The organism is Corallococcus sp. CA047B (assembly GCF_003612065.1).
In the GTDB taxonomy this organism is placed as follows: Bacteria; Myxococcota; Myxococcia; order Myxococcales; family Myxococcaceae; genus Corallococcus; species Corallococcus praedator.
Genome location: NZ_RAWD01000011.1, coordinates 21063 through 38285, shown reverse-complemented (window position 1 = coordinate 38285; position 17223 = coordinate 21063). Strand labels below are relative to the sequence as shown.

Sequence of the window (17223 nt, the reverse complement as noted above, 5' to 3'; positions counted from 1 at the left end):
CTCTGGCCGCAAGGCGATGACCCACACCTCCAGCCCGGACGACTTCCATGGCAGGCAGCAGCCTGATTGCGCTCCTCGACGACATCGCCACCATCCTGGACGACGTCTCCATCCTGACGAAGGTGGCGGCGAAGAAGACGGCGGGCGTGCTCGGTGACGACCTGGCGCTCAACGCGCAGCAGGTGACGGGCGTGAAGGCGGACCGCGAGCTGCCGGTGGTGTGGGCGGTGGCGAAGGGTTCGCTGGTCAACAAGGCCATCCTGGTGCCGGCGGCGCTGGCCATCAGCGCGCTGGCGCCCTGGCTGGTGACCCCGCTGCTGATGGTGGGCGGCGCCTTCCTCTGCTTCGAGGGCTTCGAGAAGATCGCGCACAAGTTCCTGCACAGCGAGGAAGAGGACAGCGCGCACCGCACCGAGCTGCGCGAGGCGCTGGCGAATCCGAGCGTGGACCTGGTGGCGCTGGAGAAGGACAAGATCAAGGGCGCGGTGCGCACCGACTTCATCCTCTCCGCGGAGATCATCGCCATCACGCTGGGCACCGTGGCGACGGTGGACTTCGCCACCCGCGTCTCGGTGATGGTGGGCATCGCCCTCATCATGACCGTGGGCGTGTACGGGCTCGTGGCGGGCATCGTGAAGCTGGACGACGCGGGGCTGTATCTCAGCCGCCAGTCCGGGAGCTTCCAGCGCGGCCTGGGCGCGGGCATCCTCCGCGCGGCGCCCCTGCTGATGAAGTTCCTCTCCGTGGCGGGGACGGCGGCCATGTTCCTGGTGGGCGGCGGCATCCTCGTGCACGGCATCTCAGGCCTGCACCACGCGGAGGAGTCCCTCACCGCCTGGGCCAAGGGCGTGCCGGGCGTGGGCAGCATCCTGGGCGGGCTCGCCCCCATGCTGCTCAATGCCGCGGTGGGGCTGGGAGCCGGCGCCGTGCTGGTGCTGCTCTTCACCCTGGGCCAGAAGGTGCTGAAGGGTCGGGGCGCGAAGAAGTAGCGCGGGCGCGGCCTGGAACCGGGCCGCGGAAAAAAGGGTTCGGACCGGCAATCGGCAGGGCGTGGAGGCCGTATACCGCCAGTCCCACTCCCTTCCTCCGGTGAAACCATGCGTCGTCCCCTGTCCCGCCTCGCCCTCGTGGCCGTCCTGTTCGGCTCGGGGGGTGCTGCCCTCGCGGCGGAGGGGACGAAGAAGCCCGCCACGCAATGGATGGCCAGCGCTGCCCAGACAGCCCGCGCGGCGCGGGTGGAAGCGGGGTTGGCACCCATCGTCATCGAAGGTGAGAAACCCCAGAGCCTGACCCTCCCGCAGTGGATGGCGCTGTACCGGATCCCCGGGTTGAGCATCGCCGTCTTCGACAAGCACGCCATCGTCTGGGCCAGGAGCTATGGCGTGAAGGAAGCCGGCGGCTCGGAGCCCGTCACCCTGGAGACGCTGTTCCAGGCGGGCTCCATCAGCAAGCCGGTGACGGCCATGGCGGCGCTGCACTTCGTCGAGGCGGGCAAGTGGTCGCTCGACGAGAACATCAACGACCGGCTGCGCTCGTGGAAGCTCCCCGAGAACGACTTCACGAAGGAGCAGAAGGTCACCCTGCGCCGGCTGCTCAGCCACAGCGCGGGGACGACGGTGCATGGCTTCCCCGGGTACGCCGTCGGCGCCCCCGTGCCCACGCTGGTGCAGGTGCTGGAGGGCGTGAAGCCCGCGAACACCTCCCCGGTGCGCGTCGACCTCATTCCCGGCACGAAGACGCGCTACAGCGGCGGCGGCACGTCCATCGTCCAGTTGATGATGGTGGATCAGCTCCAGAAGCCGTTCCCACAAATCATGAGCGAGGCGGTGCTGAAGCCGCTCGGCATGACCCAGAGCTCCTACGAGCAGCCCCTGCCTCCGGACCGTGCCGCCAGGACGGCCACCGGGACGTACTCCGGCGGCAAGAGCGTCGCGGGCCGCTGGCACGTGTACCCGGAGATGGCCGCGGCCGGACTGTGGACCACGCCGTCCGACCTGGCGCGGGTCGCCCTGGAGGTGTCCAAGGCGAAGGCGGGGAAGTCCACGCGCGTGCTGTCCCAGGCGATGACGCAGCAGATGCTGACGAAGCAGTCGGAGACGTTCGGGCTGGGCTTCCAGGTCGGCCCCGGCACCAACGAGTTCCGTCACGGAGGCTCGGACGAAGGGTTCCAGGCGGCGCTGACGTCCTTCAGCGACACGGGCAGCGGCGTGGTCGTCATGGCCAACTCCGACAACGGCTTCCTGCTCTTCGACCGCCTCATCGCCAGCGTGGCGTCCGAGTATGGCTGGACCGCGTTCAAGCCCGAGCCGGAGTCGCCGTCCACCCAGGTGGATGTGCTCATGCGGCTCAAGGGCGTCGACACCGCACTCGCCTGGTACACCGCGAAGCACGCTGCGGGCATGAAGGGCCTGGAGTCGGGGCACCTGAACCAGCTCGGCTACCGGTTGCTGGGGGACGGCAAGGGCTCGGACGCGGTGCGGGTGTTCGAAACGAACGTGAAGCTCTTCCCGACGGATGCGAATGCCTACGACAGCCTGGGCGAGGCACAGCTCCAGCAGGGCCGGAAGGAAGAGGCCATCGCGAGCTACAAGAAGTCGCTCGCACTGGATGCGGGAAATGCCAATGCCGTGAAGGTCCTCGAGAAGCTCGGCGTGCCCACCGGGAAGTGAGCGCGGGGTCAGGGAGCGCTCAGCCTCTACCGCTTCCTGACGTGTTCCTAGAGCCGGTTGACGTGTCTTGACGTGTCAACCCGCCCGCTCCTCCACGGAACGTCGCACGGCTTCCCTCGAAGGTGCCTCGCACCCACGTGGCATGCGGTTTGCCATAGGCGGATCCACTTGAGACAGGAGACGTCGATGCGCTTGGGGCGTGGAGTTGTCGTCGCGGTGGGTCTGCTGGGCTGTGGTGGTGCGGAGCTGGACAGCGTCGATGCGATGGGCAGCGTCGGCCAGGAGATCGTGGGAGGCGTCGAGGCGCGTCCAGGCAGCCACCCGTGGATTGTCAGCCTGCAAAACAATGGAAGCCATTTCTGTGGTGGCTCCCTCGTCAGGATTGGCGCCAGGGAGGAGAGCAATATCGTTCTCACGGCGGCCCATTGTGTCGTGGATGGCCCTCCCGACACGGTGGTCGCGGGGGCGCATCAACTGACGCGGCCCGTGGCCGGGCAGGTCAGCGTCCGCGTCAAGCGCGTGGTCTCTCATCCGAACTACAACCCGGACACGACGATGAACGACATCGCCGTCCTCCAGCTCGCAAGCCCCATCAAGTTCAATTCATCCCTGGCGGGCGGATGCGGCCAATCCCCCCAGATGCGCCCCAATCTGACCTCTGAACTCGCATCTGGACTCGCGATAGGGCCTGTGTGTCTCCCGGCCGCGGGAGAGCAGGTCGCGGACAACACGATGGCAACGAGCGCGGGGTGGGGCCTGACCCGTGAGGGAGGCTACGATACGTCCGACCTCTTGATGCAGGTGGGAGTCCCCACGGTGAACGCTCAGCAACTGGCGAGGATGTACTCGTCACAAGGTATCCATATCGACTCGCAGGCCATGCTCGGGGCTGGGTACGCCCAAGGGGGCAAGGACTCGTGCCAGGGCGACAGTGGAGGGCCGCTGGTCATCAAGGGGGCTCGCGGCTACACGCTCCAGGGAGTCACGAGCTTTGGCGTTGGCTGTGCGAGGCCGGGCCTGCCAGGTGTCTACGCCCGGGTCTCCAATTACATCCCATGGATCCGCCAGCAGCTCAGCCTCTACGGCAGCTAGAGGGATGAGCCTGGGGTGTTCCGCCACGCGGACCCCACGGGTTTGGAGACAGCCCTCGCGAGGCTTCCGAGGAGATGGAGGTCCCCGTCGTGGAGTCCCGCGATGCGAGCGACCTCGTGACCTGGATCCGGCGGTTGGGCGGGCCCGTGGTGAAGCTCGTGGGCGAGCTGCCGGAGTCTCAACAGCGGGCGTGGGAGGCGGACCTCCTCGCCGAACTGGAGAGCCGTCGAACAGGAGACAAGGTCTCCCTGGGGGGAGTGACGCAGCTCACCCTGGGAACCGCACTCGCGGAGGGCCCCTCCGAAGTGCACCAACACCCTTCGGGTCATCGCACCCAACAAGGACATCAAGCTCTATCCGCTCGACTGTTGAGCTCGGGCCGGCGGGGGCGTTCGGCTGCCGGGGCCTTGCCTGCCTGCCCACACAGGTGGAACGCGCGTGACGATATTCAGTTCATGCCGCAGCTTGTCATGAGCTGGGTTTCCAACGGATTCGGAGCGAATCCGACACGCGAGGAGGAGCACCCGTGCTGGACACTGAAATCATTGGCGAGCCCCTTCATCACCTTGAAAGCCGCCGCCTGCTGGCCGAAGCCCGGAGGGCTGTCCCGGAAGCCTTCGACGACCAGGGGCGGCTGCTGTCACCCATCGCTGGAAGGTGGGCCCGTCCGCCCGCCTGGTTCAACGCCGTATCGCCCATCGACAGCAGCGTCATCGCCGAGCTGCCATTGCTTGGCGCCGCCCAGGTCGCCACCGGCGTCGAGCAGGCAGCGGCGGAGTCCACGCCCTGGGCCGCCCGTCCGCTCGAGGACCGCGCATTGGCTGTCGCGGAGGCGGTGGTGCAGCTTCAAATGCACCGCGACCTGCTCATCCGCATCCTGGCGTGGGACATCGGAAAGACGCTGCCCACGGCCTCCAACGACGTGGACCGGTGTATCGCGGGCATCGCATGGTACCTGGAGCAGGTGGGCCCGATGCTCGACGGCCGGAAGCCGCTCGGCCTGGTGTCGAACATCGCCTCCTGGAACTACCCCTTCTCCGTGCTGCTGCTCAACGTGCTCGTGCAGTCGCTCGCGGGCAACTCGGTCATCGCGAAGATTCCGACCCAGGGCGGCGGTGTCTCACTCACCCTCGCCTTCGCCCTGCTGCGCCGCGCGGGCCTTCCCGTGTCGCTCGTCGGCGGGCGCGGCAGGGACCTCTCCGAGGCGCTCGTCGGCCACCCTCGCATCGCGGGTGTCGCCTTCATCGGCGGTCGCGCCAATGGGGCCGAGGTCCACCGCCGCCTGCGCGAAACGGACAAGCGCTACGCGCTGGAGATGGAGGGTGTGAACGCCTACGCAATCACACACTTCACGGACTGGGACACGCTCAGCCAGCAGCTTCGGGCGGGTTTCGACTTCGGCAAGCAGCGCTGCACCGCCTACACCCGCTGGGTCGTCGAGAAGTCGCTCGTCCCCAGGTTCGTCCGGATGTATGTGGACACCGTCTCGACGTTGCGCGTCGGCAATCCGGTCCTGGGCGCGCACGTGGACTACGGGCCGCTCATCGCCTCCAGCAAGGCAGAGGAGCTGCGCGCACTCATCGCCGAAGCGCGGGAACAGGGCACGGCGGTGCTGTATCAGGGGGCGCTCGCGGAGGACGCCTTCACCGCGCGGCAGGAGCGGGGCGCGTATCTGCCGCCCACCCTGCTCTTCGGCCTCCCGCAGGACAGTGAGCTGTACCTGCGCGAGCCCTTCGGCCCCGTCGACGTCCTGGTGTCGGTGGACTCCGAGGAGGAGCTGGTGCGGGAGGCCAATGTCTCCAACGGCGCGCTCGTGGCCTCGGTGGCGACGGACGACCCGGAGCTCGCCCAGCGCATCGCCGCGAGGCTCCACGCCTTCAAGGTCGGCATCAACGCGCTGCGCTCGCGAGGCGACCGCGAGGAGTCCTTTGGCGGCAAGGGTGGCTCGTGGGCGGGCGCCTTCGTCGGCGGCACCCACCTGGTGCGTGCCTTCACCGACGGCCCGCATCCCATTGAAGGCAACTGGCCGGACTGAGCCCCTTCAACACGGCGGCGAGGGGCTGTGGCCCCCGCCCCTCGTCGTCCGGCGCGGCGTCCTGCATAGTGCCAGCCCATGGGACGTCGCAGATTCTGGCAGGGGTGGGCGGCCGCGCTCGCCTACTGGACGTTCGCGGGCCTAGTCTCCGCGAGCGAAGCACACTCCGTGGGTGGCGTGGGCTGGGGGCACGCGCTGCTCACGTCGATGACGGCCCATCTGCTCTGGGTCCCGCTCACCATCGCCATCCTCCAGCTCGGGCTGCGCTTCCCCATCGAGCGGCGGCGCTGGCCCTCGCGGGTCGCGCTTCATGTGGCCGGCGTGCTCGTCGTCGCGTCCTTCCGCGCGGCGATCATCTTCTCCCTGGACCCCTGGGTCGGCTGGTACGCGCAGCGTCCCCCCTTCCCGGAAGTGCTCACGCACGCGCTGTTCACCAACCCGTTCATCTACCTGACCGTGCTCGGCGTGGCGCACGCCGTCTACTACGCGGATCAGCTTCAGCTCCGGGACACCCAGCTTGCCCGGGCGCAGCTGCACGCGCTCAAGGCGCAGCTCCACCCCCACTTCCTCTTCAACACGCTGAACTCCATCGCCGCCCTCGTGCATCGCGACCCCCACGGGAGCGAGCGGATGATCGCGCAACTGAGCGACCTGCTCCGGAGCACGCTCGACGCCGCGGGCACGGAGGAGGTGTCTCTTCAGGAGGAGCTGCGCTCGCTGCAGCCCTACCTGGACATCCAGGGGGTGCGCTTCGCCGACCGGCTCACGGTGAAGCAGGACATCGCGCAGGAGGCCCTCACGGCCCGCGTCCCCCACCTGGTGCTCCAGCCCCTGGTGGAGAACGCCATCCAGCATGGCATCGCACCGGGCACCGAGCCCGGGACGGTGACGCTGGTCGCGCGGCGTGAGGGCACCGAGCTGCACCTGGAGGTCCGCGACGACGGCATCGGCCTCAAGGAGCATCCGGCGGATGTCTCCCGGGGCACGGGAGGCGGCCGGGGGCTGCGCATCACCCGGGAGCGACTCCTGCAACTCCATGGCGGTGCCCACCGGCTGGAGCTTCGGGACGCCGTGGGCGGCGGCACCACGGTGGCGCTGGCCATCCCCTTCCGCACGGAGCCCTCTCCGTGAGCGTCCCCATGCGCGTGCTCATCGTCGACGACGAGCCACTCGCCCGCCAGCGCCTGAAGGACCTGCTGGCCGAAGCCCCCGACATGGCCCTCGTGGGGGAGTGCCGCAACGGCCACGAAGCCATCGCGGCCATCGGCGCCGAGCGTCCGGACCTCGTGCTGCTGGACGTGCAGATGCCCGGACCGGACGGCTTCGGCGTGCTCCGGGCGCTCCCCGCCGAGCACACGCCCGCGGTCATCTTCGTGACGGCCCACCGCGACTTCGCGGTGCAGGCGTTCGAGGCCAACGCGCTCGACTACCTGCTCAAGCCGTTCGACCGTGAGCGCTTCCGCACGAGCCTCGCGCGTGCGCGCGACCGTCATCGGGCCGTGCCATCCACCCTGGACGCGGAGCTGCTCGCGCGGCTGGAGTCCCTGTCGCTGCGCCAGTCCCCCACGCCGTATGTGACGCGGCTCGTGGCCAAGGTGGGCTGGCGCATGCGCTTCCTCCAGGTGGAGGACATCGACTACCTGACGGCGGAGGGGAACTACGTCTCCGTGCACGTGGGCAAGCAGTCACACCTCACGCGCGAGACGATGTCCGCGCTGGAGGAGAAGCTCGACCCGAAGCAGTTCCTGCGCGCGCACCGCTCCTTCATCGTGCGGCTGGACCGCATCGAGGAAGTGGAGCCGCTTCCGCCCGGTGAGTACGCATTCATCCTGCGGGACGGCACCCGGCTGACCTCGGGGCGCAGCTATCGCGCGCAGGTGCAACGCGCGCTCGGGCTGCCCACGTAGGCGCCTCCACCGTTCGTCCCAGACCCTCCACGGTTCGTCACATCTCCTTGGACCCCATCGCCGCCGCCGGGCGACGGTGCTTTCAACAAAGGAGATGCACATGCAGCGTTTCGCCAAGCAGTGGTCGATGAACCTCCTCCTCGCCGTCTCCCTGGTGACGGTGTCGGGCTCCGCCGGGGCCCAGGAGTGCGAGCCGGGGGGCAGCCTCTTCGCGCCCGATGAGATCTCCCTGGAAGAGCGCTCCGAGTACCGGCTCGCGCTCTCCGCGGATGGGAGGACGGCGTACTACCACGTCGACTCGGACACGCCGCCGCTCCAGGCCATCTACGTCACGCACCTGCGCAACGGCCGCTTCGGCCCCGGTGAGGTGGTGTCGTTCTCCGGCACGTACAAGGACTCGGATCCGTTCATCTCACCGGATGGGCAGTCCCTGTTCTTCTCCTCCACCCGCCCCGTGAATGGCGGCGCCGAGCGCGAGGACACCGACCTCTGGGTCGTGCACCGCGTGAGGGATGGCTGGGGGGCGCCCGAGCACCTGGGCCCGCTCGTGAACACGCCGAAGCAGGAGCTCTACGTGAGCGTGACCCGCGACGGGACGCTCTACTTCGCGAGCGGCACGTTCGACACGGACTTCGACATGTATCGCGCCCGGCGCCAGGGCAACCGCTACGCCGCGCCCGAGAACCTGGGGCCCGCGGTGAACAGCGCTGACTCGTGGGAATACAACCCGTGGGTGTCGCCGGATGGTCAGGTCCTCGTCTTCGCCTCGCTGAACCGGCCCGGCGGGTATGGATTGGGAGACCTCTACGTGAGCTTCAACATCGCGGGGACGTGGACGCGGGCCGTGAACCTCGGGCCCTCGGTGAACACGGAGAAGGATGAGTTCCACCCCACACTGAGCCGCGACCTGCGCCACCTCTACTTCGTGCGGCAGACGTGGGATCCGTTCACGCCCTCGGACTTCTACCACCTGGACACGCGCTGCCTCTGGCGCTGACCCGCACCGTTCAGCCGCCTGGAGGCACACGCTCCAGGCGGCCCATCCCTCAGGAATCTTGGGTCTTTCTCACCGTTCTGTGAGCGATGAGTCAGTCTTCGCAGATCAATCCGTGCAGAAGCCCTGAGCTACAGAAGGCGGCTGACAGCTCGCCTGCGTGGAAACGTCGCTCCCGACGCAAGGGCCCGCTCGTCGCGCTGCCGTGGGCAGCCCTCCTGCTCGCGCTCCTGACCGGTTGCCCGCTCGCGGAGAACTACACCGACGCGAGCGGACCGAGGTACAGCGGAGACCATCGGACTCCGGGGGCCGTCTCCTCGGAGGATCCCTCCTCGGTCACCGTGGTGACGTTCAACCTCGCCTTCGCTGAGCAGGTCACCGAGGCGATAACAGCCCTCACGAGACCTCCGCTCGCGGATGCGGACATCATCGTGATGCAGGAGATGGACGCGCCCGCCGTGGAACGGATCGCCACGGAGCTGGGACTGACCTACGTCTACTATCCTGCCTCCGTGCAGGTGGATGGCGGTGACTTCGGGAACGCGGTGTTGAGCCGGTGGCCCATCACCGCGGATTGGAAGATCCCTCTTCCTCACGACGACCCGTACCGCAAGCAGCACCGCATCGCCGTCGCCGCGACGGTGGACATCCGGGGGACGCCCATCCAGGTGGTCTCCGTGCACAACGCGACCCCCATCGTCGGGCTCGGCGGGCGGCTTGACCAGGCGGAGACGATCATCAACGCGCTCGACGGAGCGGGGCCGTTGCAGATCATCGCTGGCGACTTCAACACCTCCGACCCGGGGAGCCTCAACCAGACCGTGAAGCTGTTCTCGGGGCGGGGATTCCAATGGGCGTCGGAAGGCGTGGGTGACACCGTGGACTCCGTGATTGGCGGATTGCCGCTCGACTCCGTCTTCACCCAGGGGCTCTCTGCGGTGGAGCGCGGCGTGGACAGGCGTCCCGCTGGAAGTGATCACCATCCGGTCTGGGTGCGCTTCGCGTGGCCGCCATGACGCTGCGGAAGGCCATGCGGTCATTGTGGTTGGGTGGACTTCTCCTCTTGGCTCCTGGCTGTCTGAGCGGAGCGAGGAACCTCGGCGCGGCGACGACCCCCGTCGGGACGACCGAGGTCGGCGTTTCCCTGAACGCGCTCGCCTTCGAGCACGGCCGGGAGCGGGCGTATCTGCCCAATCCCGAGCTCACCTTCCGCAAGGGCGCTGGTGAGAACTGGGATTGGGGCGGTCGCCTCACCTTGCTGGGCCTGGAGCTTGGGACCCGGCATCGGCTTGTCGAACGGTCACCCTGGACGCTGTCGCTCGCCCCGAGCGCGGGTGTCTGGTACGTGCCCGTCACGAACAACTCCACGGAGCCCGTCAACCTTCGCCTCGGGGGGCAGGCGCTGGTCGACTATCGGCTCAGTCCCGCGTGGACGCTCACCGGGGGCGCTTCGCTGATGGGGGCCTTCGCGGGACCGCTGACCGTCTTTCAAGGCAGGTTCAACGGCTCGCACCTGCTTGCCTTACCGGGCGGTTCGCTGGGCGTCGCGTACCGTCTGGGGAAGTCCCTTGAGATTCGAGCCGAGGCCGGCCTTGAGCTTCCACTCGACCTGAGAGAAGGCCGCCGTCAGGTGACCGGCCATGCCGGGCTCTCGCTCCGCTGGCGACGCGCGAACGCTCGATGACTGGCGGTCGGTCCGTCCCCAGAGCGTCGTGAGGAAGACACGCGTTCCTCCAGCTGGACGGGTTGTCGGCACGGAAGGCTTCCTTCACCGTTGCTCGTTTCCGAGGGAGGCCCACCTTGAAGCCTGCTCGAACGAGCCCCGTCCGTGTCATCGCCACACTCGCGCTCGCCGCCGTGGCCTTCGCAGGGTGCGACGATGACGATGACGATGATGACGGTGACGATGAGTTCGAGGCCGCCACTGAAGCCGTGAAGCAGATTGCCCAGAACGCCCCCACCAGCCTGCCGGCCAATGTGCCGGACGACGTCCTGCGGGTGACCCTGGGAGGCGTGGAGTACAACCTCCGCGAGCTGATCAGCCGCCCCTCCGAATCGCGGCCCTCCGCCCACATCGTGGCCGCCTACCAGACGGGCTCCACGCCCGCGGACCCACCGCCCTTTGGCACCAGTGACGTGGCCGTTCTCCCGGACTCCACGCGGGCGGCGCCAGCGGCCCAGGTCTACGAGTGCCGCCAGAACGGGACCAGCTTCGCCTGGACCTTCCTCCAACCTGAAGCAGGTCTCCAACCCATCACCCCCCAGCCCATCCCGGCGCTGGAGCTGCTGGTCCTCGACCATTTCCGCTACCCGGCTGGCATTGATTACGGGCCGCCCACCGGCGCGCCGCCTGTGGGCCCGGCCTGGCGCGTGTCGGCGCCAGTGCTTGACCAGGGCTCGACCACCTCCGGCCAGACCCTCTTCATCGGCAGTGTCGAGGCCACGGTCGCGAACGGGCCTGCCAACGTCCCCTTGCTGCGGCTCGCCAACGTCGCGCGCATCGACCGGGGACTCCCGTCCGAGGTGTTCTCGCGGACCACGTCCGACGGAGCCCAGAAGGGCTACGTGCTCCGGCTCAACACCGTAGGAGGAATCGCGCCAACGACGGGCTGCGCCGGCACCCCGGACGTGGGCAGCCGCCAGCGGGTGCCCTACGCAGCGGACTACTACTTCATCGATGTCCTCACGACTCCGTAGCAGTGAGCGTCGAGGTCGTCGTCGCATGAGCTGAGGCACCCTGCGCCGCGCAAGCTGGCGCGGCCGGCTTGCGGCAGGGCCACGGGGCAGCTACCTTCATGGAAGTCCCTGCAGTGATTGAAGTCCCTGCATCCACGCAGCCGGTCTCGCCAGCCGGTCCCAACTCGGCGTCTGGATTGTCCTCAGTCCCCAGTCTGGTGTGGTCGTCGCGCGAGAACATCCGCGCGCAACTGCTGTCCCTGCTCGAAACGGTTCCGCTGGAGAGCGTCGACCTTCGAGGTCGGGTCGTCCGCCTGCTCGGTGTTTTCGGAGGGCCGGAGCTGACGCCCCTCCTGCTCGAACGGTTCTTCGATGAACGGGAGGGGTTCTCCACTCGAGAGAGGGCGCTCCATGCGTTGGTGAAGCAAGGCGCACCGCTCTCTGGTCCGGACATCACCCGGATCATCGACGTCTCTCCGCTCATGTGCCCCTGCTGTTCCCCGTCCACCGAAGAGGTTCTCACGTTGGCGCGAACGGAGGACGCGTGGGAGGCCGCCGAGGCCGCACTGCTGAAGCACTCGCCCCAGATGCGCGCGCACGTGCTCACGTCCACGGAACACACCCGCTTGTCCCCACGGCTCGTCGAGTGGCTCTATTCGCGCTGGTTCCTGCACGACCGCCATCCGCTCGCGGAGGGAGATGACTGGGACCCACGGGCGAATCTCCAGGTGGCGGTGGCGCACCGTGAGCGCCCGGAAGCCAGGATGCTCCTCGATGCGTGGGCACGCGACGCGGCCGCGGAGGTGCTGGGCCAGCTCTCCCGTGCGGAGCCCCGGCTCCAACAGTCGGTCGACGCGCTGTTGCTGCTGCCACTGCCGGACCTGCTTGCATCCTTCGGACAGGAAGCGCTGCTGCGCCTCATCCATCGCATCGTGCGCGCTGAGAGCGTGGCCCAGAAGGTGGCCCATGGCATCCAGCCGAGTCCGCCTGGGAGCTTCCGGGCCCTGGAGCTGCTGGTGGAGTGGCGCGAGGCTCGCCCGCTCCTCCGTTCGCTCCTCTGCGACTTCGACATCGCGGACGGAGTGCGGCACTCGCTGCTCAACCACCTCCTCGACCACGACCGCGCCATGGCGGTCCGATGGGCGCTCGCAGCGATGCGGTATCCCGACAACGCGGCCCTCGTCCGTTTCGTTCTCCAGGGTGCGGCCCGGCAGCCCGCGCCCGGAGACCGGCCCTTGTTCCTGGCCGCGCTGCAAGGCGAGGACGCGGAGACCCAGGTCTTCGCGCTGGAGGGGTTGTTCGCGCTGGGCGAGTCGGGCGCTGGCTGGCGCGACCGGCTCACTTCGCTGGTGCATTCGAGCGACGAGCGCATGCGCCTCCGCGCGGCCGCATGCCTTGTCCGGGAGGGCCAGCGTGAATGGCTCCCGATGTTGAGACAGGCGGCCCTGGAACCACCAGAGCGGGGGCTGCGCGCGGAGGCGGTGCGCTGGCTCGGCCAGGTGGACGCGGAGGCCAGCCGGCCCGTGCTGGAGCAGGTGCTCGCCGGGGCGGCAACGTCTTCGCCCAGGAATCACGCCTCCGGCGCGGACGAAGCAGCCTGGGCCCTCTCCCGGCTGGGAACGGCCGAGGACCGCTCCGCCTTGCTCGACGCGGCACTGCAAGGCTTCTGCTCGCCGGGCATCCACCGGGAGCTGGAGTACCACCTGGCGCGCCAGGAAGGCCGTCCGGCGCAGGACGTCCTTCCGCCCTGGTCACGCTGACGCGCGTGAAACACGGTGGTCGAACAGGAGGCAGGCGAAGGCCTTGAACAGGGTGGCACCGGAACCGGCGGGAGTCCGGTAGAAGGTCCGCCATGAAGCCTCCTCGCATCGTCATCGTCGGTGGTGGACCCGCCGGAATGCTCCTCGCCTACCAGCTCGTGACGAACGGCGTTCCGGTCCGCGTCCTGGAGCGCCACCCGGACTTCAATCGCGAGTTCCGAGGCGAACTCCTGCAGGCGCCGGTCGTCGAAGCGCTCGAACGCGCGGGGCTCTTCTCCGCGCTGCTCGAACGGGGGCTGGCATTGCCAGACATCGAGCGCCGCATGTACGTGGGCAAGCGCCGCACGGTCCGCGTGCCAGGCCCCCAGGAGCGCGGGGCCGTGGTGTCGCAGCCGGGGATGCTCGCGCTGCTGCACGGGCTGTGCATGCGCCATCCCCACTACCGCCTCGACTTCGGCACCACCGTGCTCGACGCCCTCCAGGAAGACGGGCGCGTCGTCGCGATGAAGACCCGCCATGACGGCGTGGAGGACCGCGTGGACGGGGACCTCTTCATCGTCTGCAACGGGCGCAACAGCCACCTGCGCAAGTCCTGCGGCCTGGAGACCGAACAGTTCGCGACGACCGCCGACGCGCTCTGGCTGCGCTTCGACCTCTCCGACGCACCGGACGCGCTGCCCGAGTCGCTCCAGGTTCACATGTTCGGCAAGGGGCTCGTCGTCGTCTTCCAGCGCTCCACGGGCCACCGGCTGCACCTCGCCTACAGCGAGCCGGGCGACCTCAACCGGCTGCGCAAGGACCTCCCGGAGCTGCGACGGCGGCTGCTGCCCACGCTGCCGGAGGCGCTCCGGCCCCACGTGGAGCGCAAGCTCGACGAAAACACCGAGTGGCAGGTGTTGAAGATCCTCGTCGACCGCGTGCGCCAATGGCACGCACCGGGCGTCCTCTTCCTCGGGGATGCGGCGCACACCATGTCACCGTCGGGCGGACAGGGATTGAACCTGGCCCTCCGCGACACGTTCGTGGCCGCCAACCACCTGCTGGAGGCCCTCCAGGCGGAGCGCCCGCTGGATGCGGCGGTCTTCCAGCGGATCCAGGACGAGCGCCAGCCGGAGATCGACCGGGTCCAGGCAGGGCAGACGCGCGCGGGACAGATGGTGCTCAAGCCGCTCGGCGTGCTGCACATGATGTTCACCCTCCTGGGCGCGGTGATGTGGTTCGCGGGCAAGAAGATGCAGGGCGCGGGGGACGTGCCCCCCGTCGAACCGCGCTACCTCACACCGCTCACAAGCGCCCCTGGCCTCCAGGGCCACACCTCGCCTTGAGACGGAGGGGGCTTGATCACCGCTCGCAGCGCAGCGCGACCGCGTGAGGGTTGTCCAGGTAGTCCTGCCAGAACGCCCGGCCGTACCGGGCGATGCCCTCGGGAGAGCACTCGGGAGACATCCACGTGAGCTGGCGGAATCCCGCTTCGCGCAGCGCCTGCTCGTAGGTGGCCCGGCTCCAGTAGGAGAAGTGGATGGTGAAGGGAGTCTTCGTGTGCAGCTCCGCGGAGATCGCCTGCCCTTCCCGAGGGGACTCCGGAAAGTCCAACATCGTGATGCCATAGCGGGTGCTGTTGGGCCCCTTCGCGCTGAACCCGGGGTTGAAGGAATAGGTGACGAAGCGGCCCCCTGGCTTCACGTGCGCATGGATGTTCCGGCACATTCGCAGCAGGTGTTCGGGCGAGTTTGCGTAGTGCAGGAGATAGACGGCCGTCACGCAATCAAAGACACCCAGGGGGGCCATGTCGGCCACGTCCGACACGTGGTACTCGATGCCCAGCCTCTGGGCCTCTTCGTATCGCCGGGCGCCGCCAATCATCTCCTCCGAGATGTCCACGCCAACCACCCGGTTGGCGCCTCGCGCCTTGAGCTGCCGCGTGTACAGCCCGTCGCCACACGCCAGGTCCAGGACGTTCCGCTCCTCCACGGAGCCGAGCGCTTTGAAGAAGGTATGGCCCTCGATGTACTCCGAGCGCACCGGCAGGACATCCCAGTCCGCGACCTTCTCTCCAATCTGGTCATACTGCGCCGACATGTCTCACGACCTTTCCAGGCAGGCCCTGGCATCGTGTCACGGTCCTGGTGACTGCAAACACCAGCATGTGACCGAAGTCACCAGGGCGGGCTCCCGTGCGCGAAGGCGAAGTCACGCGCATCCAAACAAGATCAACGACTTGTGAGCGCCCTGCCGGGACCGGGGCCCTGGCACGCCCGCTGCTATGGGAGTCCTCGTCGCTGAACGCAGCACTCCCCTTCTGAAAGAGCTCCGCCATGAGCATCTCCTCCGTTCGCAGCAGCCCCGCCTCGGTCAGCCGTTCGCCCGCCATGGAGTCTCCCGCGCTCCGCGCTCCCAGCCTCCCGGGCGCCGTGGATGCCTCCGCCTCCGGGACGAAGGCGAGCGCCAAGGGTTCTCCCTTGATGGACGCCCTGAAGATGGATGGCTTCGACGCCGGTGGCGCGGGCAAGGCGGAGTCGCTGGGCAAGCTGCTGGAGAGCGCGCTCTCGGTGCTGAGCGGCATCACCCAGCTGCTGCAGACCGTCGCCGCGGGCGTGCAGGGCGCCACGGGGGCCCAGGGCGCGTCGGGCGGCTCGCCCTTCTCCGACAGCTTCCAGGGTGCGGAGGAGAAGGCGCCGGTGTCGCTCGACGCCACCTCGATGTCGAAGGAAGCCAACCCGCTGCAGGGAATGATGGCCGGCATGAGCCAGGTCCCGAGCCTGGAGTAGCCTGACGCCAGCCGAACACGGCGGCGAGGCGCGGCCCGCGCTGGAGTGAATCAGCGGGCCGTGCGTGCTCCCGGAAAGAGGCGGACGGCCAAGGCCGCCAGCGCGGAGGCGGTGGCCAGCAGCGTCACCGCCATCCATCCCCACCGCGCCAGCACGAGGCTGCCACTCACCGCGCCGACGGACATGCCGATGAACATGCAGACGAACAGCACCGCGTTGAGCCGGCTGCGCGCGGCGGGGTCGATGCCGAAGACAATCGTCTGATGGGCCACGAGCATGATCTGTGCGCCCAGGTCGAAGCCAATCGCGCTGGCGGCAATCAGCCACAGCCGGTGGTTCGGTTCGAGCCACGGCACCGCGAGCATCGCGGCGAAGGAGAGGGCGGCCAGCGCCGCGCCCAGGCGGGTGACCACCTCGGGGCCGAAGCGATCCGCGACGCGGCCCGCGATCGGCGCGCCCAGCGCCCCCGCCGCGCCCGCCAGACCGAAGGCACCGGCGGCCGCGCTCCCCAGGTGGAACGGCGCGCCGTGCAGCATCACGGCGAGCGTGGACCAGAACGCGCTGAAGCCAACCGACACCAACCCCTGCGCCAGCGCCGCCCGGCGCAGGGCGCCGTGCTTGTTCCAGAGGCTGGCGAGCGAACCCAGCAGGGCACCGTACGAGAGCGTGCTGGTCGGACGGAAGCGAGGCAGGCCGCGCCAGGCCGCCACGCCAACCAGGGCCACGCTGGCGGCGGCGACCAGGTACATGGCGCGCCACCCGAAGTGCTCGGCGACCACGCCGCTGATGACACGGGACAGCAGGATGCCGAGCAGCAGGCCAGTCATCACCGTGCCGACCACCTTGCCGCGCTCGTGTTCGGGGGCCAGGGTCGCTGCGGCCGGCACGATGTCCTGCGCCAGGGTCGCCGTCAGGCCGACGGCGAAGCTCATCGCTAGCAGCAGCCCGATGTTCGGGGCGATGCCACCCAGGAGCAGCGCCACGCTCAGCAGCGCGGCCTTGACCAGGATGATGCGGCGCCGGTCGAAGCGGTCACCCAGGGGCGCCAGCAGCAGGATGCCCAGCGCGTATCCCAACTGCGTGAGGGTGGGGACCAGGCCCACCGTGGTGTCGGAGGCGCCGATGCTGGCCCCCATCACCCCGAGCATCGGCTGGCTGTAATAGATCGACGCCACCGACAGTCCAGCTCCGGAGGCCAGCAACAGGCGCAGGCCGCTCGACAAGGGCTCACTGCCGCCGTGGCTGGCGGGCGCGGGCTGGGACGCGCGGGCCATGGCGACGGTGCCCCCCGCAGGCGATGTTCCGCTCCCGGCGGCTCCATG

General features: G+C 68.8%; 15 protein-coding genes. 13 read left to right on the top strand and 2 right to left on the bottom strand.

The genetic code is table 11. The features are described 5' to 3' along the window. Positions 1-47 precede the first annotated feature (47 nt). The 12 genes from D7X74_RS03790 (at position 48) to D7X74_RS03730 (ending at position 14458) form a co-directional block, all read left to right on the top strand. Complete coding sequence (locus D7X74_RS03790) at positions 48-989, top strand: DUF808 domain-containing protein (protein ID WP_120531533.1); 942 nt, start codon at positions 48-50, stop codon at positions 987-989. Between the two features lie 108 nt (positions 990-1097). Further along, positions 1098-2669, top strand: a complete 1572-nt coding sequence (locus D7X74_RS03785) for a serine hydrolase domain-containing protein (RefSeq protein ID WP_120531532.1) — start codon at positions 1098-1100, stop codon at positions 2667-2669. 186 nt (positions 2670-2855) lie between these two features. Then, positions 2856-3761: a serine protease gene (locus tag D7X74_RS03780; RefSeq protein ID WP_199741753.1), complete on the top strand. Its 906-nt coding sequence runs from the start codon at positions 2856-2858 to the stop codon at positions 3759-3761. A 526-nt stretch (positions 3762-4287) separates the two neighbouring features. Beyond that, on the top strand, positions 4288-5796 hold the full coding sequence (locus D7X74_RS03770) for an aldehyde dehydrogenase family protein (protein WP_120531529.1): 1509 nt from the start codon (positions 4288-4290) through the stop codon (positions 5794-5796). Between the two features lie 78 nt (positions 5797-5874). Next, the gene (locus tag D7X74_RS03765) at positions 5875-6927 is read left to right on the top strand and encodes a sensor histidine kinase (RefSeq protein WP_120531528.1); all 1053 of its coding nucleotides are present in this window, start codon (positions 5875-5877) and stop codon (positions 6925-6927) included. Next, entirely contained in the window at positions 6924-7703 is a 780-nt protein-coding gene (locus D7X74_RS03760; protein ID WP_120531527.1) for a LytTR family DNA-binding domain-containing protein, read from the top strand. The genes D7X74_RS03765 and D7X74_RS03760 overlap by 4 nt, the downstream gene beginning before the upstream one ends. A gap of 100 nt (positions 7704-7803) precedes the next feature. Beyond that, on the top strand, positions 7804-8700 hold the full coding sequence (locus tag D7X74_RS03755) for a PD40 domain-containing protein (RefSeq protein WP_120531526.1): 897 nt from the start codon (positions 7804-7806) through the stop codon (positions 8698-8700). 338 nt (positions 8701-9038) lie between these two features. Further along, a complete protein-coding gene (locus tag D7X74_RS03750; protein WP_233595242.1) occupies positions 9039-9713 on the top strand; it encodes an endonuclease/exonuclease/phosphatase family protein in 675 nt (224 codons plus the stop codon). Beyond that, positions 9710-10381: a hypothetical protein gene (locus D7X74_RS03745; RefSeq protein WP_120531552.1), complete on the top strand. Its 672-nt coding sequence runs from the start codon at positions 9710-9712 to the stop codon at positions 10379-10381. The genes D7X74_RS03750 and D7X74_RS03745 overlap by 4 nt, the downstream gene beginning before the upstream one ends. A gap of 116 nt (positions 10382-10497) precedes the next feature. Continuing rightward, positions 10498-11394 (top strand): DUF3455 domain-containing protein, encoded by an 897-nt coding sequence (locus D7X74_RS03740; RefSeq protein WP_158622173.1) that lies wholly within the window; start codon positions 10498-10500, stop codon positions 11392-11394. Between the two features lie 176 nt (positions 11395-11570). Next, on the top strand, positions 11571-13133 hold the full coding sequence (locus tag D7X74_RS03735) for a HEAT repeat domain-containing protein (RefSeq protein ID WP_147446460.1): 1563 nt from the start codon (positions 11571-11573) through the stop codon (positions 13131-13133). Between the two features lie 92 nt (positions 13134-13225). After that, positions 13226-14458, top strand: coding sequence for an FAD-dependent monooxygenase (locus D7X74_RS03730; RefSeq protein ID WP_120531522.1), 1233 nt, complete (start codon positions 13226-13228; stop codon positions 14456-14458). Between the two features lie 16 nt (positions 14459-14474). Here D7X74_RS03730 and D7X74_RS03725 read toward each other — a convergent pair whose 3' ends face one another. Beyond that, positions 14475-15212 carry a class I SAM-dependent methyltransferase gene (locus D7X74_RS03725; RefSeq protein ID WP_120531521.1) on the bottom strand — a complete coding sequence of 246 codons (738 nt, stop codon included), beginning with the start codon at positions 15210-15212 and terminating at the stop codon, positions 14475-14477. Positions 15213-15448: 236 nt separating this feature from the next. Between D7X74_RS03725 and D7X74_RS03720 the strand changes: the two genes are divergently transcribed. After that, positions 15449-15901: a hypothetical protein gene (locus D7X74_RS03720; RefSeq protein ID WP_120531520.1), complete on the top strand. Its 453-nt coding sequence runs from the start codon at positions 15449-15451 to the stop codon at positions 15899-15901. A 50-nt stretch (positions 15902-15951) separates the two neighbouring features. Here the strand turns inward: D7X74_RS03720 and D7X74_RS03715 are convergent, their stop codons facing one another. After that, the gene (locus tag D7X74_RS03715) at positions 15952-17175 is read right to left on the bottom strand and encodes an MFS transporter (protein WP_279637058.1); all 1224 of its coding nucleotides are present in this window, start codon (positions 17173-17175) and stop codon (positions 15952-15954) included. Between the last annotated feature and the right edge of the window lie 48 nt (positions 17176-17223).

Coding starts and splice junctions, on each gene's coding strand:
- D7X74_RS03790 (WP_120531533.1), top strand. CDS start 48: ATGGCAGGCAGCAGCCTGATTGCGCTCCTCGACGACATCGCCACCATC.
- D7X74_RS03785 (WP_120531532.1), top strand. CDS start 1,098: ATGCGTCGTCCCCTGTCCCGCCTCGCCCTCGTGGCCGTCCTGTTCGGC.
- D7X74_RS03780 (WP_199741753.1), top strand. CDS start 2,856: ATGCGCTTGGGGCGTGGAGTTGTCGTCGCGGTGGGTCTGCTGGGCTGT.
- D7X74_RS03765 (WP_120531528.1), top strand. CDS start 5,875: ATGGGACGTCGCAGATTCTGGCAGGGGTGGGCGGCCGCGCTCGCCTAC.
- D7X74_RS03755 (WP_120531526.1), top strand. CDS start 7,804: ATGCAGCGTTTCGCCAAGCAGTGGTCGATGAACCTCCTCCTCGCCGTC.
- D7X74_RS03745 (WP_120531552.1), top strand. CDS start 9,710: ATGACGCTGCGGAAGGCCATGCGGTCATTGTGGTTGGGTGGACTTCTC.
- D7X74_RS03730 (WP_120531522.1), top strand. CDS start 13,226: ATGAAGCCTCCTCGCATCGTCATCGTCGGTGGTGGACCCGCCGGAATG.
- D7X74_RS03725 (WP_120531521.1), bottom strand. CDS start 15,212: ATGTCGGCGCAGTATGACCAGATTGGAGAGAAGGTCGCGGACTGGGAT.
- D7X74_RS03720 (WP_120531520.1), top strand. CDS start 15,449: ATGAGCATCTCCTCCGTTCGCAGCAGCCCCGCCTCGGTCAGCCGTTCG.
- D7X74_RS03715 (WP_279637058.1), bottom strand. CDS start 17,175: ATGGCCCGCGCGTCCCAGCCCGCGCCCGCCAGCCACGGCGGCAGTGAG.